The sequence below is a fragment of the Ralstonia flatus genome (assembly GCF_958439105.1).
GTDB lineage: Bacteria > Pseudomonadota > Gammaproteobacteria > Burkholderiales > Burkholderiaceae > Ralstonia > Ralstonia flatus.
This window is the reverse complement of sequence record NZ_CAUDLI010000012.1, coordinates 1-22,318: the sequence shown is the minus strand read 5'-3', so window position 1 is coordinate 22,318 and position 22,318 is coordinate 1. Positions and strand designations below refer to the sequence as shown.

At 60.8% G+C, this 22,318-nt stretch carries 23 protein-coding genes; 4 read left to right on the top strand and 19 right to left on the bottom strand.

Annotated elements, in window-relative coordinates:
* Positions 1-5 precede the first annotated feature (5 nt).
* From R2676_RS22720 to R2676_RS22630, 19 genes are all read right to left on the bottom strand, one after another.
* Positions 6-1,064 carry a DMT family transporter gene (locus R2676_RS22720; protein ID WP_154208874.1) on the bottom strand — a complete coding sequence of 353 codons (1,059 nt, stop codon included), beginning with the start codon at positions 1,062-1,064 and terminating at the stop codon, positions 6-8.
* Between the two features lie 52 nt (positions 1,065-1,116).
* A complete protein-coding gene (locus R2676_RS22715) occupies positions 1,117-2,091 on the bottom strand; it encodes a YncE family protein (protein ID WP_253913056.1) in 975 nt (324 codons plus the stop codon).
* Between the two features lie 277 nt (positions 2,092-2,368).
* Positions 2,369-4,552, bottom strand: a complete 2,184-nt coding sequence (locus tag R2676_RS22710) for a cytochrome c biogenesis protein ResB (protein ID WP_154208872.1) — start codon at positions 4,550-4,552, stop codon at positions 2,369-2,371.
* Positions 4,553-4,795: 243 nt separating this feature from the next.
* Positions 4,796-5,368, bottom strand: coding sequence for a hypothetical protein (locus R2676_RS22705; protein WP_154208870.1), 573 nt, complete (start codon positions 5,366-5,368; stop codon positions 4,796-4,798).
* Between the two features lie 167 nt (positions 5,369-5,535).
* Positions 5,536-6,678 (bottom strand): c-type cytochrome biogenesis protein CcsB, encoded by a 1,143-nt coding sequence (ccsB, locus tag R2676_RS22700; RefSeq protein WP_154208867.1) that lies wholly within the window; start codon positions 6,676-6,678, stop codon positions 5,536-5,538.
* A gap of 90 nt (positions 6,679-6,768) precedes the next feature.
* Positions 6,769-7,353, bottom strand: a complete 585-nt coding sequence (locus tag R2676_RS22695) for a hypothetical protein (protein ID WP_154208865.1) — start codon at positions 7,351-7,353, stop codon at positions 6,769-6,771.
* Between the two features lie 350 nt (positions 7,354-7,703).
* Positions 7,704-8,627, bottom strand: coding sequence for a DUF1259 domain-containing protein (locus R2676_RS22690; protein WP_154208863.1), 924 nt, complete (start codon positions 8,625-8,627; stop codon positions 7,704-7,706).
* A 52-nt stretch (positions 8,628-8,679) separates the two neighbouring features.
* Positions 8,680-9,960 carry an MFS transporter gene (locus R2676_RS22685; protein ID WP_410482501.1) on the bottom strand — a complete coding sequence of 427 codons (1,281 nt, stop codon included), beginning with the start codon at positions 9,958-9,960 and terminating at the stop codon, positions 8,680-8,682.
* Complete coding sequence (locus R2676_RS22680; protein ID WP_154208861.1) at positions 9,944-10,246, bottom strand: hypothetical protein; 303 nt, start codon at positions 10,244-10,246, stop codon at positions 9,944-9,946. The genes R2676_RS22685 and R2676_RS22680 overlap by 17 nt, the downstream gene beginning before the upstream one ends.
* A 16-nt stretch (positions 10,247-10,262) precedes the next feature.
* Positions 10,263-10,601 (bottom strand): hypothetical protein, encoded by a 339-nt coding sequence (locus R2676_RS22675; RefSeq protein ID WP_253913054.1) that lies wholly within the window; start codon positions 10,599-10,601, stop codon positions 10,263-10,265.
* Between the two features lie 135 nt (positions 10,602-10,736).
* Complete coding sequence (locus tag R2676_RS22670; RefSeq protein WP_154208859.1) at positions 10,737-11,363, bottom strand: hypothetical protein; 627 nt, start codon at positions 11,361-11,363, stop codon at positions 10,737-10,739.
* A gap of 20 nt (positions 11,364-11,383) precedes the next feature.
* Positions 11,384-11,845: a chromate resistance protein ChrB domain-containing protein gene (locus R2676_RS22665; protein ID WP_154208857.1), complete on the bottom strand. Its 462-nt coding sequence runs from the start codon at positions 11,843-11,845 to the stop codon at positions 11,384-11,386.
* A gap of 11 nt (positions 11,846-11,856) precedes the next feature.
* Positions 11,857-12,183 (bottom strand): rhodanese family chromate resistance protein ChrE, encoded by a 327-nt coding sequence (gene chrE / locus R2676_RS22660; RefSeq protein WP_154208856.1) that lies wholly within the window; start codon positions 12,181-12,183, stop codon positions 11,857-11,859.
* 9 nt (positions 12,184-12,192) lie between these two features.
* The gene (locus R2676_RS22655; RefSeq protein ID WP_154208854.1) at positions 12,193-12,786 is read right to left on the bottom strand and encodes a superoxide dismutase; all 594 of its coding nucleotides are present in this window, start codon (positions 12,784-12,786) and stop codon (positions 12,193-12,195) included.
* A 23-nt stretch (positions 12,787-12,809) separates the two neighbouring features.
* Positions 12,810-14,015 carry a chromate transporter gene (locus tag R2676_RS22650; protein ID WP_154208852.1) on the bottom strand — a complete coding sequence of 402 codons (1,206 nt, stop codon included), beginning with the start codon at positions 14,013-14,015 and terminating at the stop codon, positions 12,810-12,812.
* 17 nt (positions 14,016-14,032) lie between these two features.
* The gene (locus tag R2676_RS22645) at positions 14,033-14,998 is read right to left on the bottom strand and encodes a chromate resistance protein ChrB domain-containing protein (protein ID WP_154208850.1); all 966 of its coding nucleotides are present in this window, start codon (positions 14,996-14,998) and stop codon (positions 14,033-14,035) included.
* A gap of 240 nt (positions 14,999-15,238) precedes the next feature.
* Positions 15,239-16,666 carry a chromate efflux transporter gene (chrA, locus tag R2676_RS22640; protein ID WP_316857473.1) on the bottom strand — a complete coding sequence of 476 codons (1,428 nt, stop codon included), beginning with the start codon at positions 16,664-16,666 and terminating at the stop codon, positions 15,239-15,241.
* 497 nt (positions 16,667-17,163) lie between these two features.
* The gene (locus R2676_RS22635; protein ID WP_154208846.1) at positions 17,164-18,990 is read right to left on the bottom strand and encodes an ABC transporter ATP-binding protein/permease; all 1,827 of its coding nucleotides are present in this window, start codon (positions 18,988-18,990) and stop codon (positions 17,164-17,166) included.
* Positions 18,987-19,862: an extracellular solute-binding protein gene (locus tag R2676_RS22630; RefSeq protein WP_154208844.1), complete on the bottom strand. Its 876-nt coding sequence runs from the start codon at positions 19,860-19,862 to the stop codon at positions 18,987-18,989. Before R2676_RS22630 ends, R2676_RS22635 begins: the two co-directional genes overlap by 4 nt.
* A 68-nt stretch (positions 19,863-19,930) precedes the next feature.
* On the opposite strand from R2676_RS22630, the gene R2676_RS22625 reads away from it, so the two are divergent.
* The 4 genes from R2676_RS22625 to R2676_RS22610 all read left to right on the top strand — a co-directional run bounded on the left by R2676_RS22625 (position 19,931) and on the right by R2676_RS22610 (position 22,032).
* Entirely contained in the window at positions 19,931-20,095 is a 165-nt protein-coding gene (locus R2676_RS22625; RefSeq protein ID WP_154208842.1) for a hypothetical protein, read from the top strand.
* Positions 20,096-20,136: 41 nt separating this feature from the next.
* Positions 20,137-20,739, top strand: coding sequence for a phosphatase PAP2 family protein (locus tag R2676_RS22620; protein ID WP_154208840.1), 603 nt, complete (start codon positions 20,137-20,139; stop codon positions 20,737-20,739).
* 26 nt (positions 20,740-20,765) lie between these two features.
* On the top strand, positions 20,766-21,257 hold the full coding sequence (locus R2676_RS22615) for a DUF2127 domain-containing protein (RefSeq protein ID WP_154208838.1): 492 nt from the start codon (positions 20,766-20,768) through the stop codon (positions 21,255-21,257).
* A 328-nt stretch (positions 21,258-21,585) separates the two neighbouring features.
* A complete protein-coding gene (locus R2676_RS22610) occupies positions 21,586-22,032 on the top strand; it encodes a DNA-binding protein (protein ID WP_253913053.1) in 447 nt (148 codons plus the stop codon).
* The last annotated feature ends 286 nt before the right edge of the window (positions 22,033-22,318 follow it).

The window sequence follows — 22,318 nt, the reverse complement described above, 5'->3', positions numbered from 1 at the left end:
GCGGCTCAGTGCGTGTGGCGGTGGTGGATATCCGGGTAATGCGGGTGCTTATGGACCAGCGCGTCGTGCCGGTGGACGTGCACGTGCGGCTCCCTGCCATCCCACGAGAAAGCGTGCGCGTGCTGGTGATGTTCGTCATGCCGATGCGCGTGCGAATGCTCCATCGGCTCGTGTACGTGTTCATGCTCGTGCCGCTCGCGCAGATGCAGCCATACGCCAAGCGCCATCAAGGCTGCGGCCATCCAGAACAGGATGCCAGGGATCTCCGGCCAAATCAGGAAGGAAATCACCACGCCAAACAACGGCGCGACCGAGAAGTACGCCCCGGTGCGCGCGGTGCCCAGGTGCCGCAGCGCCACCACGAACAGCGCCAAGCTGACACCGTACCCGGCGAAGCCAACCAGCATCGCCGAGGCAAGCGGAAGCGCCGTCGGCAACGCATTCCCGGCAGCCAGCGCAAAACCCGTATTGCACGTGCCCGCCACCAACCCCTTCAGGCAGGCAATCAGCACCGCATCGTTGGACGAGACATTGCGCGTCAGGTTGTTGTCGATCGCCCAGCAAGCACAGGCCACAACGATCAGCAAGGCGCTGGGCGACAGGCTCGCCGCATCCGGCTGCCAAGACAGCAGCACGCCGCCCGCAACGATGGCGACCATCCCCAGCACGATCTGCCGGTCGGCGTTCTCCTTGAACACGAGCCACGCGATCAGTGCCGTGAAGACGCCTTCGACGTTGAGCAGCAGCGACGCAGGCGCAGCCCCCGTTTGCGTCAAGCCCGTCATCAGGAGTGCTGGGCCCGCCACGCCGCCAGCGAGGATGGCGCCGAGCAGCCAGGGGACTTCTCGGCGGGGAATGGCTGGCCCCGGTGGTGACGCTTCAGCAGGTTTCCTGGCAAGCCGGCGAGCCAACAGCACCCCTGCCAGCCCAAGGCCGCTGCCCAGGTAGAGCAAGCCGGCGAGCAAAATTGGCGAGATCGAGCCGGTCAGGGTCTTGGCCAGGGGCGTGCTCGCGCCGAACAGCAGCGCGGCGGCCAAGGCCGGGGAAGCGGAGCGGATGGACATGACGACAGCCGTGTTTGAGCAGACGCCCCTATTGTCGCGCGTTCGTGGGGTGTTAGGCGCCAGGCTTCATGACACGCATTACGGGGTGATGGTCGACGTCTTTTACGGGAAGATAAATCTCATGCGTGGCGGGATCGATCGCCAAACTATGCGCATTCGGCCCCACGAAGCCTTCGCCGGCTTTCGTCACACCTGTCGCGGCTACATGGAAGATCGACAGCACGCCGGATTCGCTGGCTACATACAACCGTCCGAGATCTGCGTCATAGCCCAACACGTCGGGACTCTGTCCGACCTCGAAGTTGGCAGCGAGCTGCTTGGTTTTCAGATCCAGGACAAGCATGCGGCTATTTCCCTCGCAGGCGATGAATGCCAGGTGCAGCTTGGGCTCGATCAGCAGCCCGTGATTTCCGTCGGCCCCGGGCAATACGATGCGGTCCACGATCTTGTCGACACGCGGGTCGATTTCGACCAGGGTCCCACGCCCCTGGACGTTGACAAAAATGTGCTTCGAAACCGGGTCGTATTGCGTGTTCCCAACTGCGCCACCCAACTCGACGGTCGCGATTCGCTGGTTGGTGCGGGCGTCGATCACCGTTTCCGTGTTGCCAGTCTCATCGGAGACATACAATTTTCCGACCTCAGGAGCGTAGGCAATGCCATCAGGATAAACACCCCCTGGGATGCGGGCGATGATTTTCAGCGTCGTCACATCGATTGCCACGATTTCGTCGGTTCCGGTCGCTGAGGCATACACGCGACCGAGTTCCGGAACTGCCAACGTGCCGTGGACATGGCCGATGTTGCTGATCGTGGCCAGCACAGCTTTGGTCTTGGTGTCCATGACGACCACAGCGCTATCCCCGAGGTGGGCGACAAACAGCCGCGACCTGGTTGGGTCCAGGCTGAGGTAGTCCCATCGCGTCGTGGCGCCGGGGAGCGGGTAGTCGCCCACATGTTGCAATAGTGGTGCCGCGGGCTGGTCGGACGTTGCAGCATTGCCTCCGTAAGGCAGGCCCAGCGTCATCGTGAGCGAAGCGAGGACCCATGCGAAAACAGCACAGCACTGATGCGAGAGCGATTGGGCACGCTTAGGTTTTCCGAGCGTCATGATCGGCAGCCTCATCTAGGGGAAGTCATACGTTCCGTGCAAATTCCGGTGGTATCAAGTTGCAGAGCGGCTTTCAGTAAAGCTTGGCGACCAAGAAGCCTTCTCTCCAACAGCAGTTTCACAACTCATTGATTGATGACTGCGTTTCGAGCCAAACCGCCAGAATTCGCTCGCAACATGCGAATGCCTCCGTTCAGTGCAGCGTCTGCGACGGCGGCAAGGGCTGTCCGTCAGCGCCTGCGGCCCTGCCAATGTCTTCACGCAGCGCGACGAACTCCTTCTCGAAGTCCAGCGTGCGCCGCTGAGTAGACATTGCCATCAGCAATTGGCTGCCCGGCTTTGCGGTCAGGTGATCGTGGTCTTTGATCCAGATCCACACGCGGCGCTCGCGGATATAGAACATCGCCAACACGCCCAGCACCAGCAGCAGAGAACCGAGATACACGATGCTCTTGCCCGGCGAGCGGGTCATCTGGAACACGCTGGCCTTGACCTCCTTGAAATCCTGAAGCTGCAGAAAGACCGGGGCCCCGTAGAAGACGCTGTCTGACAAGGCATCGATCGACTGCTGCAGGAAGGCGCCGCTTTGCGCATTGTTCGGCGGCGCCGGCAACTGGTCCTGCGCGCGTGCGAGCTGCCATAGTTCCCACATCGAGCCGTTCAGGATCTTCAACAGTACGTCGGCGGCGTTCTGCTGTTCGGCTGCGGGAACGGATTTTCCTAGGAATCCGGCGATCGCGGTAAAGCCGCCAGGAGGCGAATCCGGGCTGGGCCGTGTTGACCCTGCGAACAGATTCAGCGCATGCAGCGCGCTCTCGGCCAACTGGGTGCGCAACTCCGTCTTGTCGGCGCCTGGCATCGAAGCCAGCGCAAAGCGGCGCGCCGCCTCTGCGCGCGTCGCGCGATCCTGCAGTGCTGCTCGCAGGCGCATCCAATCGGTCACGCTGCCCTGGTCATCGGCGGGAATACGCAGGTAGCGGAACGGCTCGTTCGGCGACTCGCGCATGCCGGCCAGGAACACCGATTGCCCATCCAACTGCACAGGCACCATGTAGTTGTTGTACTCGCGCGCCTGCCCGTTGCGATCGCGCAGCTTGTATTGCACCGAAGGACCAACATTGCGCAGCACTTTCTGGCTTTCTGTGTTGGCCGCGGCACCCAGGCGCGACTCGATAGGCTGGCTCAGCGACTTGCGTGCCACGCCGCGCGCGTCCGGCTTGCCCGAGGCATCGGTGATGCTTTCGATGTTCATCAGGCGGAAATCGCTGAACTCGACCGTCAGGCCCTCACTGTCCGTGGCGGAGCCGGTGCCGACTAGTGGCGCGCTGGCACCCACGGTGCCGTCGATGGCAAAGGTTCCGCGGCCTGTGCCCTGCATCGGATAACCAACAAACTTCAGCTTCGTTCCGCCGTCCCCGAAGCTCGACTGGTAGATCGCAATGCCGTCGACCACAAGCGGCTCGTTGACTTTCACCGTGGCCACGGTCTGCTTGCCAGTCGCGCGGTCGGTGACAATCACATCGGAGGCAAACAGCTTGGGCATGCCGGTCTGATAGAAATCGATCGAGAATTTCTTGAGCGTGATGGTGAATGGCAGGTCCTGCACCAGTGAGCCATCTGCAATGTTGAGGATCGCCGAGGAAACCGTGGAGCCTTCGGGAACAAAGACACTGCCGCGAAAACCAGGGTTGCTGGCCGGAAGGCGGTGTTGGAGTGGGATCTCGCCGATCACCGCATCGTTGCTGATCGGTGTCTTGCCGCCGAGCCACATCTGGGCGCGGATCAGCATGTCGCCGTCCAGGAGGCCCCCAATGCAAATCACCACGACGGCGGCGTGCGCCAAGATATAGCCCAGCTTGTTGGCCGCGCCAGCCTTTGCCGCCAGTAGCGTGGCGCCTTCGTGCTCCACCTGCTTGATGCGATAACCGTGGCTGCGCAGCAGCGCTCCCACTCGCGCGAGCGCCTCGGCTCTGGGCAGCGCGACAACGAATTCACCTCGATGATGGAAGGCGCGCAGGCTGCGCTCGCGTACGTGGTCTTTCCACGAGCGCATCTCGACGATTATCTTGGGCGAATTGCGGATCAGGCAAAGCGTGGTCGACACTACGAGAAAGGCCAGAATCAGCAGGAACCACCAGGAGCTGTAGACCTTTTGCAGTGAGAGCATACGGAACAGGTCCGCCCAGAATGGCCCGAATTGATTGACATAGTTCGGGTAGGGCTCGTTCTGATTAAGTATCGTGCCGATCACGCTGGCGACAGCGATCACCGTCAGCAGTGCGATCGCGAAGCGCATCGAGGACAACAATTCGACCGCGTCTCGCAGCACGCGGTGAGAGGACTTCAGGTGCGGGCCTGAACTAGAAGCAGTCGACATGTGCTACGAAATGCAAACGGTGGCCTTGCGCTGCGGCGGCAATCTGCTGAAGCCGGCAGTGCAGAGCCTTCCGTGGCGGCAGGATGGGGCGGCCAGAAAATTGCCGTCATTCTGCGCTGCAATAGCCTGTAGTGCGGGCCGCACTGACGATACTTGCCGAGGTCGCCCGCCGACGTCACGTCAGTGACCCGCGCCGCGCCACGACCTCGCGCAGTTTGCGTATTTTCTGGTCGTGGGTGCCAATCAGTGCTGACGTTTTTCGACCAACGTGCCGTCTAACAGCTTGTAGCTCATTTCAAATACTTTGCCATTGTTGGTGACCAGCACAACCGCGACTGCTCTGCGTTGCTTGATCTCCGGTGTGATTGAAAAGACTTTTCCGTTTGGGTACGTTTTCTGGGCCTTCGCGACCACGTCGAGCAACGCTACGGACGTGAGCGACATTAGCGTCAGTTGCTCCGCCGAGCGCGCGACATGAGGTACGTCCTTGAAGATCTCTACGTCCGGCTTCCATGGAGTCTGCTCGGGACTGCCACTTAGTTCCTTCAAGACGTTCTTCTCGGAATCAACGGACAGGCCTTTTTCCGCGGTGTACACCGAAAGGGATAGTTTCCCGTTGTCGTCGAATTCGAATTTCGCCGAGATCACCGCCTCGCCGGGCTTGGCTGCTTGGCGCATCCCTTCTGCCAGTGTCAGTTTGCTTTTCGGGAGCGCCGCGACAAGATCGCTTTGGGATGCCTCAGCGGCATGGGCTGTCGTCACCCCCAACGTCAGAGCCGAAGCGAGGACGAGTCTTTGCAAATAGGTACGAGACATGTCAAACCTCCTGTAAGTGGATGTGATACTTCTCATCGAGAAAAGATGCCCGCAACTTCATCATCGAGTGTTAGTGCTTGGAGAGCTCGATCTCTAACCGGCTTTGCATTAAGTCGCCCCTTACGGAAGTGCTGATCGACAAACTCCAACAAAGAGCGACTGTGCGCCTATAGCTCCCCGTAAGAATGCAGACCACTAAGAAAAATGTTGACGCCAAGGAAAGCAAATGTTGTGACCACTAGGCCTGCGACGGCCCACCATGCCGCGATCCGACTGCGCAGGCCTTTTACCAGTCGAAGATGCAGCCATGCGGCGTAGTTCAGCCAAACGATCAATGCCCAGGTTTCTTTGGGGTCCCAGCTCCAATATCCGCCCCAAGCATCAACTGCCCACAGGGCGCCGAGAATCGTTGCGATCGTGAAAAACAAGAAGCCCAGCGCGATGGCTTTGTACATCAAGTCATCCAGCAGCTCCAAGCTGGGAAGCCGATCAGCGAACACTCCGCGCTCCTTCAGGAGATAGCTGACGCCCACCATCGAGGCCAACGCGAACCCGCCATAGCCGATAAAATTGGCTGGCACATGGATTTTCATCCACCAGCTTTGCAGCGCCGGAACCAATGGCTGGATCTCATCGGCTTGCCGCGCGAAGGTATACCAGAGCAGAAAGCCGATGGCGGCCGAGATCACCAGCAGCACGAAGGGGCCGAGCGCGCGCGTCGCGTAGTGGCTTTCGTAGTACAGATACAGCAACGCGGTGATGAGACTAAAAAGAACGAATACCTCGTACAAATTGGACACCGGGATATGACCGATGTCCGCGCCAATCAGGTAAGACTCATACCAGCGCACCATCAATCCTGTGAAGCCGAGAATCGTGGCACTCCAGCACAACGTGCTCCCCAAGCCAGCCCCAAGTTCCGAACGGAACAGCAGACCACCCCAGAAGAACAGCGTGGAAAGAAAAAACAAGGTGCACATCCACAGGATCGCGGACTGACTGGAAAGCACGTATTTCAATAGAAAGACGCTGCCGCCCCTGGCGGGGTCGCCTGCATAGAGCCCTATTGCAAAGAGCGCCAGCGTGGCGACGAGCGCCAGCATCCATCGGACCGATTTCCAATGCCAACCGAGCCACGCAGCGCTGGGCACCGAAAGAACGAGAATCGCCTCCTCGTAGTAATCCATGTAGGGGCTATATCGCATCAACGCAAACACCGCCCCTGCTCCAAGCGCCAGGGCATACAGCCAGTCAACGGGCGACAGATTTTTTAATAACGATCGATCGGCGACCGCAGAAACGTATTCCATTTTTATGAACTTGCGAATGACGATAAAAAGCGCGAGCGGAGCCGCGCGACCTGAACCAGCCTGTCGGCGTTAACTTCCATCGAGCAAGCGTTACTCGATGACCAGGCGAGGAAAACGCTGGTACTGCAAATTGACCGGTTCCAGGTTGTTCGGGCCGATCGGATACTTTGTGCCCCCTTCCATGTCGATCGTGCGGCTCAGATCGACGGCAAAGAGAGTGCCTCCAATGTGCTTGTCAATGAGCTGCAACCGGTAATAAAGCCCATTGAACGGGTTGATATCGATCTCTTCCGGTGCCCGACGTTTCTCGGCGAACAGCAGTGCATGTTCAAGCGCACGCAGATCACTCTCGCTAATGAGGCCGCTGCTGTCGTCTGACGCGTAATCGCCGGGCGGATAGGGAAAATGGCAGACATCTTTCCGGGCGTCGGATAGGCAGAGGAAGTTGGTTTCCTGCATGTAGATTTCGCGGAAGGCCTCTCTAGCGAAGGCGAGCTTGAACGCGTAGCCGCCTTCCTTGGGGCTGAAATCCACATGGCCGATTACAAGCTTCTCGCCGGCTGACGATACGAGGTTGATGGCCTTGCGCCCCTCCAGCTCGGCCGCATGAATGGGTGCGGCCTGGCTGCAAGCGATGAGGGCCAGGGCTCCCCAGACTGTCATAGTGTGCTTCATCGATTCTCCTCTTCCTCTATGGGCGAATTTGTACGTTGTCGGAGGTGCCGTGTCGGGGCTTCTGGCACCTTCCTATTGCTTGCGTGCGATCGAATGGCTGGAGACTTTGAACGCCGATTCGAGTCGCGCCCGCATCGCCGGGAGAGCAATTTCGATACCAATCAGAAAGGAGCTATCAGGATGCGCGGAGATGCATGCTTGTCCCGGGGCACCCAGGCCATGCTCATCGCTGACATGTTCCATTCGTGGTCAACAACAACTTGATGTGTCCCAAAATTGAGCACGGCACCGAGAGTTCGATGATGATGAGCGGCGCCAACCTCCGCTGGCGCCGATTTCGTATCGTCGCGCTACTTCTGCAGAGCCGCCTGCACGTCCAGTGCCTTCTTGACCGACTTCGCCAGTGCCACAGCGTTACCCTTGCCCCAGTAGTGCAAGAACACGTAGCGCGGCTGCTCGTGCGTCATGTGCTGGTGAATGGCCACGATGTTGATGCCTTCGGCGCGCATCGCTTTCAGGACCGGCTGCAGTTCGTCTTCGCGCATCGCAAAGTCACCATCGACGACGGCTTCGTCGTCGGTGCCTGCAAATGCTGCCCAGGTGTTAAGGCCCATTTCATTGCCGAAGGACACGCCGTGCATGGTGGCCTTCGCGCCAATCACGACCTTAAACATGCCGTTGCTGACCTGACCCTTCATGCCCAGGATGGTTTCCAGTGGAGCTGGCGTAATCTTGTTCTCGGCACCAATCTTCCCAGGGAAGGCTGATCCGGGGGCAGGATTCGCCGTGCGGATCTCTGCGATTTTGTCGTAGATCTTCTTGACCCCGCTGGCAAGCTGGGCCGGGTCACCCATGCCGCCGATGTGCATGAAATACACCTTCGGCCGGTCGAAGAAGAAGTGGTTGTGCAACGCCGTGACCTCCAGCCCGGCGTCGAGCGCCGCGCTCATCGCGGGGTTCACCTCGTCCTCGAAGAGGACCGTATCCCCCATCAACATCGTGTGGCCCTCATGCGCTGGCGTGAACGCCGCCCAGGAGGTCAGGCCCATGAACGGCGGCATGGCGACGCCATCGGCCTGAATCGGGATGTCGGTGCGCGGCTTCGACACCTTGAAGACGTTCTCGTTCTTGGAGAAGCTGCCTTTCAGGCCGGTGATCTGCTCGATGCGAGCCGTATCCAGCGCTGCCCGCGGCTCTGCCGGCGCCGCGCCGGCAATCGCGCAAGCGCCGAAGGTTGCCGCAAAGACAAGCGCAACACGTTTTAGTAGTAGCATCAGTCACTCCAGGGGTGGGTATGGAAACGGAATTGGTCGAACCGATATTCGGTCAGGTAAGCGGTTTGACGCGCCCGAACGCACGCAGGATCGCTAGGTCGTAGGCAATCTTCAGCACACCGCAGGTGATCAGCGGTATGCCGAGCCAGCCCATTCCCATCATCGCGCCAGCGAGTGTCGGGCTGATGGCAGCGGCCAGGCTCCTGGGCACTGACGTCAGGCTCGCCGCCGCCGTGCGTTCAGGCGGCGTCACTACCGACATGACATAGGCAGTCCGAGTCGGCACGTCCATTTGGGATAGCGCGCTACGTGCCAGCAGCAGCGTCAGGGTCAGAGCCAACGAAGGCGCAAACGCGGCAGCAATCAAGCACAGGCTGGACGGGATATGGGTGAACACCATCGTGTTGAGCAAACCGATCTTGCTGGCCAGGGGCGCCGCAGCGAGCTGGGAGGCCGTGGTTAAGAGCCCCGCCCAGAAAAAAAACTGACCAGCAGCGCCTAGGGAGAGGCCGAAGCGCTGCATCAACCAGAGCGATAGCAAGGCATTGACAACCAGACCGCCCGCGAACGCATCCACGCTGAAGAGCATCGCCAGGCGGACCACGATGCGGCGCGACGGCCCCAGCGGAGTAGTCGTCGAAGTTGCATGCGGGTGAGGCTGTGGCAAGCGGACATAGAGGGCCCAGAGCGCGATACCGGTCAACGCATAGACGATGAACATCACGCGCATGGCCGCCAGGAATGACAGGCCCAAATGGGCTGCAAGCCAAGCGGGCAACGCCGACGCTAAGGCGCCGATGGCGGCCGAGAGCGCCCCGATCATGCTGTAACGGGCAAAGAGCGCCGTGCGCGTATCGGGTGTCGCCAACTCCGCCAGGCGCGCCTGCTCCAGCGGCAGGAACACGCTGACATCCCCCGAACTCGGGTTGAGCGTGCCGACAAAGGCCACGATCAACAGCGGCCAAAGAGAGGACAGCCCCGCGAAGCTGGCTCCGGTCGCGGCCATCAGCACCGCCGCCAATATCAGTAAGCGGCGCTGTGGAACACGGTTGCCGAGCAATCCGACCAGTACCGTTGCCAGCGCGGAGCCGATCAGCGTTGCACTGCTGATCAGCCCGACGGCCAATTGCGCAAGTCCGAGACCGAGCAGGTACGCTGGCAATAGCACGGCGATGAACCCGTCGCAGAAGCCGCGCAGTGCCCGACCGATGAGCAGCGGTAACGCCCCCGCGTCGACACCTGGCGGCAGCACCAGGCGTGCGAGCCAGCCTCGGGCGGCAAGCTCCGCAGGTGCTGCCAAGTGGTGGCGAGCCGACTCAGTCATCATCGTCATCGATGACTTGTTTGCCATCTTCGCCAACGAGAATGGTGGATTTGTCGCTTCCGCTGCCAAGTGTGGCCTCGTAGCGAACTCTGCCATTCACGGTCTGTTTCTCGATCTCACCGATTGCGCGACCACCGGCTGCCCGGTCGATCGTCGCCTTGACCGGTGCGGGCACCTGCGCAATCGCAACCGTTTCACGGCTGCGCTCGCCAAACGGGTTCTTGACGCAGCCGGCGACGGCTACGCTTAAAACTACAAGGGTGATTGCAGCAAGCTGCTGGGTGCGAGTCGACATGACATCCTCCAAGCCTTCATTTGTTGACCAAATCCCCCTGTGCGATGCCGACCCCATCGCGGCGATACTCGAGCACTTGACCTCGGCGCCAGACCTCGTAGCACTCTTCAGCAGTCTTCTTGCGCTCAGGATAGGCCATGCACAGCTGGCCCCCGCGTACACTCCAGCGCCCGTTTTGGACTTGCCCGTGCATGATGGACTCGAGCGTGCCGTCTGGCATGAACTTGTCCGACCAATGCGCACCATCCGTGAGTTTCTTGCCAACGATGGCCTTCTTGATTTCGGCGGCGCTCAGGTGCTTGAACTCGCTCTGGGCAAACGCCACAGTGCTCACGCAAAGCAGGGCTACACCCATCCATCTCCTAGCGCGCGCCACTGCCTCAGCGGCAGGGACTGCAGGACACGATGCGTCTGCCGCTGCGTGCAAAGGGAATTGGGTGTTGGTCGTGTTCCGTTCTGACGTGGTCATTGTTTTCGCTTCTCCTCAGCGTTATTTCGTGTTGGTAGTTCCGAACGAGAAAGCGTTGAAGGAGGTCACGCTATCGGCCTTGGTCCATACGCCGACTGCACCCGCACCGCTGATGTGCTCGTCCGTCACGTCGATATAGCGTTTGCCGTCCAGTGACACTTGGATACGGTTCCCCGCGAATTCGGCTCGCAGCGTATGCCAGACCTGAGCGGCGACAGGCGCACCCTGATACTGGATCGTGTGCCGACGTCCGCCCGTCGTGTAGTACAGCGAGACGTTGTTCTCCAGTGCGTTCGCCCGCGCGACGTAGTAGGTGTCGCCGTCCTTCCATCGCCACACGACGCCGCCCGCCTGGTCTTCGCGGCCGGCAATGGGCTTGAACTTCACCTCTACAAAGCCATCGACGACGGAGGCGTCTTGTTTCACGCACCAGGGGAAATCTCCGGAGCCTGATTGCTTGAGTACGTTGCCGCCACCCTGCGCGCTCGGGTCCGTTTCGACGGTCCATTTCGGGGTGCCTTGACCCGTAACACCCGACACCCATCCGGCGGGTGGCGCGCCTGGCTTGTCCTGGGTGAACATGATCGTTTCTCCCATTGCTGGAATTGCCGTCAACAACAGCCACGAAATGATCGTGATCCGCTTCATAGGTTGCCTCCTTGACGCATTCAAGCCGGCATCTTGGGTGGCCACTTGTGCGTTTCCGCTTGGCAGTGTTGGCACCACGCGTAGAGCGCGTCGTACATCACCAAGCCGTGTTTCAGCATCTCCGGGTCGTCGGCAAACACTTGTGACAGTCCGAGCGAGATGGCGTAAAGCCCACTGGACTGCGGCGTCAGATCGAGCCTTGACGTATCCGCACCGCGCACGATGCCGGCCAGTTGCTGCAGCGCCGGATCATCGCCAAGGTGGTATTCGTCGAGAAACGCATCAAAGCTGCACAGTTCGCCCACGTGCGACAGCTCGACGCCGGGAATGTCGTACGGAATTGCGCCGGTTTCATTGGCGATGCGCACGACGTCGCCGGACGGCACGTACAGGAACTCCGGCGTCTCGTCGATGAAACGGGCGATCAGCCAGGGGCAGGCAATGCGGTCGATCTTCGGGCGTTCACGAGTAATCCATTTCATGATGGGCTCCGTTACGATTTGCTGATCGTTGGGTAGTTGTCTGCTGCCCACTGCTCGATGCCGCCTGCGAGAAATACTGCCCCATGGCCGGCCGCTTCGAGCCGGGCTGCGCAGCCCTGGCTGACCTGATGGCCGTGCGCGCAATAGACGACGACCGGTCGCCCCGCTTCGACGGAGGCGATCCAGTTCTCGATGTCGTCAGGATCGCGCCAGTTCGCCCCGATGATCATCTTTCCGCTCGCGTCAAACGCCGCTTTGCGCCGGACATCAATCAGTTGCGGATGGACCGGGCCTTGCATGACGGCAACGAGTTCGATTGAGGAGATTGCCTTCGGCATGGCTGCCTCCTATTTCTGCAGCGCCGCTTCGAAGCGAGCGGCCACCCGTTGCCATTGAATGTTCTGCATGAACGCGTCCACGTAGGCCGCAGCCTTTGCGCCGTAGTCCATGTGATAAGAGTGCTCGTACATGTCGAGAGCCAGGATCGGCGTGGCACCCGCCAGCGTATGCGCATGGTCGGAAGCCCACTGGTTGACCAGTCGCTGGTCTCGCGGGGAGTAAGTGAGCAGCACCCAGCCCGAGCCGCCACCCAGCGCCTTGCCCATCGCCGTGAATTCGGCTTGCCAGCGCGCAACCGAGCCGAAATCGCGTTCGATGGCATCCTTCAACCTACCTTCCAGCGGCCCGCCATCACCGAGGCTGTCGAAGTACACCTCGTGCAGGATCATCGAATTCGTGGCGATCAGTTCCTCGCGCTTCAAGCCATTGAGCACGAACACCGGTGCGGCTGCCACATCGAGTGCGGCCAGTTCAGCCGTGATCGCGTTCAATCGCTTCACGGCACCACCGTAGTTGTTCTCGTAGTGGCTGACGATCAGCTTCTCCGACAGACCGGCAAGCTTGGTCGGGTCACACGCCAGTGGCTGCAATTGATAGGTCATGATGTTTTCTCCCATAACGGTGTTCAGTGGTGCAGCAGCGGATACGCTGCCAAGCCGATCAGGGCGGCACCCGCAACGATCACGGGCTCCGACAGCTTCTTGAATTTCAGTAGCAGCACGACCGTCACCACGGCCAGCAGCGCAGTGGGAATATCGACGATCGAGCGCTTGGCCAGCACGATCACTGCACCGGTGATGGCGCCAATGGCCGCTGCCGTCACGCCGTCCACAAACGCCAGGATCGCGGGCAGCTTGCCGTACTTCTTGAAGTACGGCGCCGGCAAGATGGTGAAGAGGTAGCACGGCAGGAAGGTCGCCCCCGCTGCCACGCAGGCGCCAGGCAGGCCCGCCACCAGATAGCCGATGAAGCCGACCGTGATGACGACCGGGCCCGGCGTAATCATGGCCACCGCCACGGCGTCAACAAACTGCTTGTCGTTCAACCAGTGGTTTTCGGTGACCACACCGCCGTAGAGGAACGGCACGATGGCGAGCCCCGAGCCAAACACGAACGCGCCGGCCTTGGCGAAGAACACACCAATCTGCGACAACAGCGGCCAATCGATCGTGCTCAGCATGCCGCTTGCCGCCGGAATCGGCGTCGCTGCCAGTGCATTCATCTTGCCTTGACGCAGCCACTTGGGCGGTGCGCGCCAGAACCACACGAGCACGCCACCTGCCAGGAACAGCCACGCCACTTCCGACTCGGTGATCACTGTCACCGCAGCCAGCACCAGGTAGACGAACCACAACAGCTTGTCCTTGCCGACGCTCTTGGTGGTGAGCTTGTAGGCGCTGATGGCGATGATGCCGATCACGGCTGCGCCCACGCCGTAGAACACCGACTGCATCCACGTCAGTCCGCCAAAGCGCGTATAGGCCCAGCCCAGCGCCACCACCATCAGGAACGATGGCAGCACGAAGGCGATGCCTACCAGCGTCGCCCCGAGGATGCGGTAATGCACGTAGCCGAGATAGATCGCCAACTGCGCAGCAAGCGGCCCGGGGGCCAACTGCGCGAGCGCGAGGCCTTCCTTGTAGTCGGACTCGGTGATCCACTGGCGTGCATCCACCAGGTCCCGGCGCATATAGCCGGCCAGTGCGACCGGGCCGCCAAAGCCAAAGGTGCCAAGGCGCACGAAGTACAGCAGCAGTTGCCACAGCGTGTAGGTCGGGCGTTCGTGAGGCGACTGATCGGGTGTGACGTCAGCTTCTTGAGGCGTGTTCATCTTGGTTTTCCTAAGTGTCAACTTGGTTTTCGGCCATCGGAGAAATGGGCATACAAGGAATCCAGCACGGCGCCAATCTCCACCAGCAACGCATCGTCGTCCGCCAGCCGTTTGCGGGCGCCGGCCAGAATGGCCTCGAACCCGCCAGCCTCAGAGGCGGTTGTGCCCCCCACATCCAACGCGTGGACCACCGCTCCGATTCGGGAGAGCCCGTGATTGCCATCCAGGCCAAAGCTGGCCAGCAAGACCTCGAACGACACCCGGTCGCCGACGTGCGTGAAGGTCGCGCCGTCAAAGTCGAAGCCCAGCGCATCAGCTGGGCAATCGGCGGGGTTTTCGAGCCACACGAACCGCGCGTGCGGATCGACAAAACGCTGGATCAGCCAAGCGCAGGCGATGCGATCGACCCACAGGTTGCGGCGTGTCGCCCACAAACGCCCCTGGTACTGGGTGGGGTCCCGGCGCGGGATGCTGCCTGCGGCTGCATGTGGTTCGCCCGGCGACTGGACGGATTCGATGGCGGCAGCGAAATCCCGCCATTGCGCATCTGCGCGTATGGATGCTTCGCTGGGGAAGAAGTCGATTTTGCGAATCGCCTCGTAGGCGCGATCATGGCGACGCTGCAGGCGGTTGAGCTCGGTCGCACCTAGGCTGGAGAGCGTCTTGCGGGCCTCCGACAGTTCAGCCAGCCAGCCGGTGTAGTCGGCGGTGCGATCAAACAGGGTTCGGTACGTGTTGTCTTCCGCGGCGTCTTCGGCCTGAACGTTCAACAACCACGCCTGGCCGTCTTCCTGCAGTGCCTCATCGGCAAGACTGCGCAGGTGCGCGGCCTGCTCGGCATGCGCGGGCAAGAGGTAGGCGCCGTCGCGTAAAGCGGCGCAGCCGATAACCTTCAGCGCCCGCCAGATCCGCATGCGCGCAGTGGCGCTGGCGGTGGGCAGGCTGACGATCAGCAGAAGCCAGGGAGTGGGGATGGCAGTCATGACGGCAGCATAGCCAGCCGTACAGACTGCTGCAACGATGTAGCGATCGCTACAAAACGACTGATCGCGCGCCGTTTTATCCCCGCGGGATCGGCGACTGCGGGAGGAGGTAAACGGCCTGACTTCAATTGAACGCGGATGTAGTCCGCCTGGAAGCGGCCTGATTTGGCATCCGTGGCGGGAGCATCGGCAACACGTCAAGCAAGCCGAACGAACCGCGACGGCTTGCAGTCAGGCAACTCAGGCCACCCAGCCGAGCAGGTAGAAAGCGATGCCTGCGGCACAACACGTGGCGAGCGTCGTAATCATGCCGGCCTTGAAGCGGAACAGCATAAGCATGGCCACCACGGAAAGCAGCAGCGACCACGGGTCGAGGCTAGACAGCACCGGAAGCTGGAGCGTGAGGCCATATGCATGCTTCACGTCGACCTGAGCGAACAGGGTGTGGAGGGCGAACCAGACGGCCAGGTTGAGGATGACACCCACTACCGCCGCCGTGATGGTCGAAAGCACTGCACTCAACGCTTTATTGTCGCGCAATGCTTCCATATACGGTGCGCCGACAAAGATCAGCAGGAACGATGGTGCGAACGTCACCCACTTCGCAAGAATTCCACCGAGCGTTCCCGCGATGGCAGGATCGAGCGCACCAGGCTGCCGGAAGGCGGCCATGAAGCCGACAAACTGCACCACACTGATAAGCGGTCCGGGCGTCGTCTCAGCCATGCCGAGCCCGGCAAGCATCTCACCTGGCGCCAGCCAGTGAAAGTGTTCGACGGCCTGCTGCGCAACGTAGGAAAGAATCGCGTATGCGCCACCAAACGTCACCACGGCCATCTTGCTGAAGAAAATGGCAATATGCGCGTAGACATTCTCGGCTCCAACCGTTGCGAGCAAGGCAACCACGGGGCCGAGCCAGAATGCCAAGTTGATCCCCAGGATCTTGATGGCGCGCGCAAGGGAAGGCGGCTTGACATGATCCGGGACTTCCTGCGCGAAGGCTGCATCGATGGCCGCCTGCGGTCCGTCCTCTTTCGCTGCCGCGCCGTGGCTTGCGCCACCTTTGATGCCCGGCATCCCAAGCCCGTTACCGATCAGGCCGATCACCGCAGCCGCTGCGATGATGAGCGGAAACGGTGCGGCAAAGAAGAAGATCGCCACAAAGGAGAGTCCGGCGACCGCCACCATGACCCGGCTCTTGAGCGCCCGGCGTCCGACGCGCTGTACGGCCTCGAGCACAACTGCCAGCACAGCGGCCTTCAGGCCAAAGAACAAGGCTTGGACGACCCCTACGTTGCCGTAGCTGGCATAGACCCAGCTCAGGACGCCCAAGGCCAGGAGGCCTGGCAGGATGAACAGGATGCCCGCAACGAGCCCGCCGCGTGTGCGATGCAGCAGCCAGCCGATGTAGACCGCTAGCTTGTGCGCCTCCGGCCCTGGCACGAGGGTGCAGTAGTTGAGCACATGCAGGAAGCGGGTCTCGCTGATCCAGTGCTTTTCCTCGACAAGAATTCGGTGCATCACGGCGATTTGTCCGGCCGGCCCGCCGAAGCTCAGGGCCGCGACACGGACCCAGACCCAAAAGGCCTCGCGGAATGAGACGCCATGACGCTCATGCGCTTGAATCTTGGTAGCCGCCACTGCGGCGGGTTCTTGGGGTTCTGCCACGTTTATTTCCATTGTTGAGCCTTATGAGCGGAAGGAGTCATGCGGACGAGCCGGCAAGAAGGCTCGCCTCGTTTCGTCACGAATTGAACGCCCAGGGATCACTTCCAACCGAGGTGAACGCCGCTCTAGGAGGACTCCCCGAAATGTTCGACATCGCCGCCATGCGCTGGCTTTCTGCCTGCGGTGTCTCGTCAGCCAAGCCGCGAGTTGCGCAACCGATCGGCGTGTACCGGAACAGGTGGGCCCCATCGCGCAATACGGCGCAACCGATGGTCTTGGGCGTGCGCTAGATCCGCGTGCGCGCTGTGACGCACGCGGTCGTCAGCTGACGATCAGCAGGAACTAGGCGTCGGGAACGGCAATCATGGCGGCAGCATAGATGTCCGTATGAATTACTGCAATGATGTAGAGATCGTTACATCAGATGGATGCCGAACAAAGAGATGCAGAGAAATGTGAATGGATCGTCGCAGTTCGCCATGACGAATCGGTGACGCTTACCCCGTCCATGCGTTCGTTGCCTCCAGGCTGATTGAAAGCCCGCAACGCACACCTTCTGAGACATCGAGATCCGCATCGGCCCGGACATCCAGTAACAACGTCCCCACGCGCACTCTCGCGTAGCGCTCACCGCGACGCAATTGGATGCTGTCGACCACGCCCCGATATGGGCCATCCGCCGACAAGCGGATTCCGGTGGGCTCTACACCCCACATCACGCGTTGTCCGGGCGCACCGCCTGCAGGCAATCGCACGGGCAGTGCCATCCCGTTCCCGATATCAACTAAGCCATTGGCCATCACGGTGCCTTCGCCCACGTTCGACAGCCCTAGCAATTCGGCCACGCGAAGACTTGCCGGGCGCGCGAAGATCTCGTCCGTCGAGCCCGCCTGCAGTACGCGGCCATCCTCAATCACGAGGATCTCGTCCGCCAGCAATGCGGCTTCGTCGGGGTCGTGCGTCACGATAATCGTTACGGCCGCGATCTCACGCTGCAATGCGCGCAGCGATTCCTGCAAGCGCCGCCGCCTGGGCGTATCGAGCGCGGAAAACGGTTCATCGAAAAGCAGCAACTGGCTGTGACGGGTGAGCGCCCGTGCGAGCGCAACCCGCTGCCGCTGACCGAACGACAGTTGCCCTGGAAGATGAGAACTAAACGCGGCAAGTCCGAGATGGTGGAGCCAGTAGCGCGCGGCAGCAGCATCAGCATCAATCGGAAACGCGAGCTGTTGCGCCACAGTCATGTGCGGGAAAAGGCCGTAATCCTGCGGCATATAGCCAATCTGCCGGCGCTCGGGCGGCAATGCGCAGAGTTCGGTGTCGCCGAGCATTACCGTGCCGTCATCCTTGCGTTCAAGGCCCGCGATCAACCGGAGCGCAAGCGACTTGCCCGACCCGGAGGGCCCGATGATCGCGAGCCGTTGGGCGCGCGGCGCCCATGCGACGTCGAGGCTGAAAGCACCGAGTTGCCGGCGCAGACGAATCGTGAACTGCGTGTTGCTCGCCGGTGCCGGAGAGGCTGGTATTACGCGGGGCGAATCTTCTGCATTGCCTGCAGCCGCTGGAGTGGCGCGGCTGCTGCGGCTATAAATCGACAATGCGGCACAGATCACCGCAATCAGGAGGGTTGGAAGCAGGAGCGGTATCATCGCCGGCAACCCCTGACCGCCGAAGACGACATAGGTATAAACCGGCAACGAGTAAGGGTGGTACGCAACCATCACGGTTGCCCCGAATTCGCCAAAGGCACGCAGCCACGCGAGCGCCAGCCCCGCGCGAATGGCAGGCCACGCGACCGGCAAAGTGACACGCAGGAATCGGCTACCCGCGTGATGTCCGAGCGTTGCCGCGACGTCTTCAAACACCGGGTCAACTGCAGCGAATGCTGACTTCGAAGCGATGATCAGGAACGGAGCCGCGACAAACGTTTCGGCGAGCACGATGCCGATGAACGAATCGGTGAGCGATGCGTTCAGGGCGCGCCCGAGCACGCTGTAGGGTCCGAGCAGAAACAGCAGCAACACCCCACTCGTGAGTGGCGGCAGCGCCAGCGGCAACTGGACAACGAAACCGAGCAGCGCCACCTTCCGGGACGTTGACCGTGCCAGCAAATAACCGAGCGGCACACCGCCGAGCAAGATGAGCAGCGACGCAACGCTTGCGCTCGCGACCGACACACCGACTGCGGACCATGTGGTACCCCAGTCGACACCTGCCCAGTCCGCCTGGCTGATCTGCGCAAGGCTCGCAACAAACGGCGCACAGAGATAGACGGCGAGCAGGGTCGCCAGCCAAGTCAACGGACGGGCGTATGTCCCCTTCATTGGGTGGCGTCGATGACGGCGCGGACCGACGGCGGGATCGTCTGTCCGTCACCGCTGATCTTCGGCTTGAGGACGTCGACACCATGCTCCTTTAGGAGCGCCTGGCCCTGCGCGCTCAATAGGAACTCGACGAAACGGGCAGCACCGCCTGGATTCGGAGCATCGTTCAGGATGGTCAGCGTATAGCTTGCCTTCACCTGCAGTTCCGGTGCCGGGTGGATCGAGGGAATCTTGAGATCAGACGTTTCTGTTGAGTAGAAGAATCCCGCGTCGAGTTGGCCTGATTGCAAGCGCCCGACCAGCGTTTCTTCCGGTAGAACCTGTTCCGGATTGTCCACCGCCCCAAGCGTCTTCGTGACAAGGTCGGGCTGGTGATAGAACTCGGCGGCTTTCGTCATCAGCTCGACAGTGAATGCGCCTTTCGGGTCCAACTTCGGGTCTGTACGACCGATGCGGATCCCAGGTTCCTGCAGCACTTGATCCCAGCGCTTTGTTTTGAAGTCGGAGGCGAACCGGCTACGCGGGTTGTAGCCGATCATCAATGGCGACTCTGCGAAGCTCGCGTACCAGGTGACGTGGGTGCCGTTGGCTGTGCCCATTAGGGCGGTATTGACCTTTGGGCTCGCGCTGATGAACACGTCCCCGCGCCGCAAATTGCCCTTGATCTCGTTCGCGATCTTGTTCGAGCCCGCCGCGTAGCCCTGGAAACGCAGCCCGGTTGCCTTCGCGAACGCCGGGCCAATGCTGCGCTCCATCAGATTGACGAGCGAGCCTGCGTATAGCACGCTAACCGTATTGTTCTGGGCAGCGCAAATGTTTGCCCCAAGCGCACCGGCAACGAGGACGATGGACGATATCAGCTTGCCAATCATGCTCCCCCCCTTAACCGTTATGAAGAGCCATATATTACGGTGGCAGCATGCGGATTTGAATAATTCCGATGCTTGGTGGTGGCAAAACCTATCCGGTGTGGTCCGAGGACGAGGCGAGGCTGTCGCCGTTCGGCCATGAGCACATCAACATGCTCGGGCGCTATTCGTTCTCGGTGCCGAAGGCCGTCGCGCGCAGCGAGCTCTGGCCGTTGGGCAGGGTGAACGACGACTGACCAGTCAATACGAACTGACTTCCTATGAACCCCAAGCAGCGATGAGTGAAATCGAAACCTTCAACCAAGCCTTGTTCCTGCTAATCAACGGCGGCGATGGCACGCCTGCCTGGCTGGTGCAGATCGCTATAGGCATGGCGGATTACCTGGTCGACCTGATCCCACTGCTACTGCTCGGCTTTTGGCTTTGGGGTGATCATGCACGACGTAGCATGGCGATCAAGGCATGCCTGGTCGTACTGCTCGGCGTAGCGGTCAATCAGGTGATCGGCGCGGCATGGCCGCATCCACGCCCGTTCATGGTCGGACTCGGCCACACATGGATTCCACATGCGGCCGATTCGTCGTTCCCGAGCGATCACATGACGGTATTCGCTGGCGTCGGCCTGACGTTGCTGTTGGACGGCGCAGCCGTCTGGGCCGTAGCAACGCTGTTGACCGGGTTGGGCGTCGCCTGGGCGCGGGTGTTCCTGGGCGTGCATTTCCCACTGGACATGGCTGGCGCGGTGGGCGTGGCAGTTGTTGCCTATACGGCTGTAACACCGCTTTGGCGGAAGCTGGGCGTTTCGGTCACTGATCTTGTCGAGCGCCTGTACCGGCACATTTTGGCTCGCCCCATTTCAATGGGTTGGATACGCGGCTGACCAAACCGCCGTGATGAAATGCTGTCATGAAACTGTTTGACGAGAAAAACCTGCACGTCGCCTTTGAGGTGAGTCTCGCGCTCAAAGGCGCGTTTGCAGCGGCGGAAATCGCTGCCGGCTTGTTGACCTACCTGGTGACTCCCCAATTCGTATTCGACCTGGTATGGACCATCACGCGCACTGAATTGACCGAGGACCCGCGCGACTTCGTCGCCACGCATCTGCTTCACGCAGCACAAAACCTATCCGTGAGTAGCCAGCGTTTCGCTGCTTTCTATCTGCTCAGCCATGGCGTCGTCAAACTCTGGCTCATTATTGGCCTTTGGAGGGAAAGGCTCGCGTACTATCCGGCTGCCATCGCAGTATTCGGCTTGTTCATCACCTACCAGATGTACCGATACAGCTTCACGCGGTCACCGCTGTTGTTGCTTATCACGATACTGGACGGCGTGGTGATCTGGCTGACCTGGACCGAGTACCGGCATTTGCGCCGCACCTTGCGTGCCGGCCGGAAGTAGCGCCCCTCCAATGATCAGTTGCCGAAAGCATGAGCCGACGGCTCAGGATTGCGAGCCGACAACGATTGCTTAGGTTGGTTCGTTGTTCCATTGCTCCCCGAATCCCGTATCTTGGTGATTTCATGCTTTTGCCTGGCCAGCATTCCCCGATCGCGCCTTTTCGGGCTTCCTGTACCGAGGGTCGGCATGGAGATCTGTCCGCAGAAAACTCACACGCGATAATCCGCCATTATCACGCGTGAGATTTTTGAATAGATTCACAGCTTGACGGATTAAATTGGTACGTATAGACATGGTACGTAATACAGTATGAAATAGTAAGAGAACCATGGCCCGCGCTGGACTGAGCCGCCTGGATGTCAAACGCGCCCGCAATTCACTGGTCGCGCAAGGACAGCATCCTTCCATCGATGCGATACGTATCGCGCTAGGCAATACAGGCTCGAAAACGACGATCCATCGCTACCTGAAAGAACTGGAGGAAGAAGAAGGCGCGGCGCTCACGATGACGGACGTCGATCGTTATCTCGAAGCCGCCACGCGCGACAACACGCGGCGCAGCTACCAGTCCGCCGTTCGTCACTTCGAGGTCGAATGGGGCGGATTCCTGCCAGCAAGCGCCGATAGCATCGCGCGCTACCTGGCTCCCCACGCTCAGACCCTCTCCATCAATACGTTGCGCCAGCGCTTGGCGGCGCTCGCGCAGTGGCATCTGGCCCAGGGCTTTCCGGATCTCACACGGGTAATCCATGTGCGCAAGGTGCCCAAGGTGTGACACACAGCGAAATTCCAAGCCCGGTATCTTGTGCCCCCGCCCAGATGGCGCGATATGAAATCGCGGGCGGACATGCTACTGCTGCCGTGATTGGGACGCAGCAGACAATTGTCGGCAAAACTCTGGAAACCTTATAAGCAAAGGCTTAACGGGGAAGCCGCCAGATTCTGCGCAAAAGTCGGGTAGCCGCACCGCATTGCTGCGACGCGGCCCCCTAAGAACCGTACGTGCGAGTTTCCCCGCATACGGCTCAAGCCTTTCAAAGCCCCGTTGCCGGAGCCGGTTT

Coding starts and splice junctions, on each gene's coding strand:
- R2676_RS22715 (WP_253913056.1), bottom strand. CDS start 2,091: ATGACGCTGGGCCTGCCTTACGGAGGCAATGCTGCAACGTCCGACCAG.
- ccsB (WP_154208867.1), bottom strand. CDS start 6,678: ATGGAATACGTTTCTGCGGTCGCCGATCGATCGTTATTAAAAAATCTG.
- R2676_RS22655 (WP_154208854.1), bottom strand. CDS start 12,786: ATGACCTATCAATTGCAGCCACTGGCGTGTGACCCGACCAAGCTTGCC.
- R2676_RS22695 (WP_154208865.1), bottom strand. CDS start 7,353: ATGAAGCACACTATGACAGTCTGGGGAGCCCTGGCCCTCATCGCTTGC.
- R2676_RS22650 (WP_154208852.1), bottom strand. CDS start 14,015: ATGAACACGCCTCAAGAAGCTGACGTCACACCCGATCAGTCGCCTCAC.
- R2676_RS22610 (WP_253913053.1), top strand. CDS start 21,586: ATGGCCCGCGCTGGACTGAGCCGCCTGGATGTCAAACGCGCCCGCAAT.
- R2676_RS22625 (WP_154208842.1), top strand. CDS start 19,931: ATGCTTGGTGGTGGCAAAACCTATCCGGTGTGGTCCGAGGACGAGGCG.
- R2676_RS22645 (WP_154208850.1), bottom strand. CDS start 14,998: ATGACTGCCATCCCCACTCCCTGGCTTCTGCTGATCGTCAGCCTGCCC.
- R2676_RS22615 (WP_154208838.1), top strand. CDS start 20,766: ATGAAACTGTTTGACGAGAAAAACCTGCACGTCGCCTTTGAGGTGAGT.
- R2676_RS22675 (WP_253913054.1), bottom strand. CDS start 10,601: ATGGGTGTAGCCCTGCTTTGCGTGAGCACTGTGGCGTTTGCCCAGAGC.
- R2676_RS22670 (WP_154208859.1), bottom strand. CDS start 11,363: ATGAAGCGGATCACGATCATTTCGTGGCTGTTGTTGACGGCAATTCCA.
- R2676_RS22635 (WP_154208846.1), bottom strand. CDS start 18,990: ATGAAGGGGACATACGCCCGTCCGTTGACTTGGCTGGCGACCCTGCTC.
- R2676_RS22665 (WP_154208857.1), bottom strand. CDS start 11,845: ATGAAATGGATTACTCGTGAACGCCCGAAGATCGACCGCATTGCCTGC.
- R2676_RS22680 (WP_154208861.1), bottom strand. CDS start 10,246: ATGTCGACTCGCACCCAGCAGCTTGCTGCAATCACCCTTGTAGTTTTA.
- R2676_RS22630 (WP_154208844.1), bottom strand. CDS start 19,862: ATGATTGGCAAGCTGATATCGTCCATCGTCCTCGTTGCCGGTGCGCTT.
- R2676_RS22710 (WP_154208872.1), bottom strand. CDS start 4,552: ATGTCGACTGCTTCTAGTTCAGGCCCGCACCTGAAGTCCTCTCACCGC.
- R2676_RS22685 (WP_410482501.1), bottom strand. CDS start 9,960: ATGACGATGATGACTGAGTCGGCTCGCCACCACTTGGCAGCACCTGCG.
- R2676_RS22690 (WP_154208863.1), bottom strand. CDS start 8,627: ATGCTACTACTAAAACGTGTTGCGCTTGTCTTTGCGGCAACCTTCGGC.
- R2676_RS22720 (WP_154208874.1), bottom strand. CDS start 1,064: ATGTCCATCCGCTCCGCTTCCCCGGCCTTGGCCGCCGCGCTGCTGTTC.
- chrE (WP_154208856.1), bottom strand. CDS start 12,183: ATGCCGAAGGCAATCTCCTCAATCGAACTCGTTGCCGTCATGCAAGGC.
- R2676_RS22705 (WP_154208870.1), bottom strand. CDS start 5,368: ATGTCTCGTACCTATTTGCAAAGACTCGTCCTCGCTTCGGCTCTGACG.
- R2676_RS22620 (WP_154208840.1), top strand. CDS start 20,137: ATGAGTGAAATCGAAACCTTCAACCAAGCCTTGTTCCTGCTAATCAAC.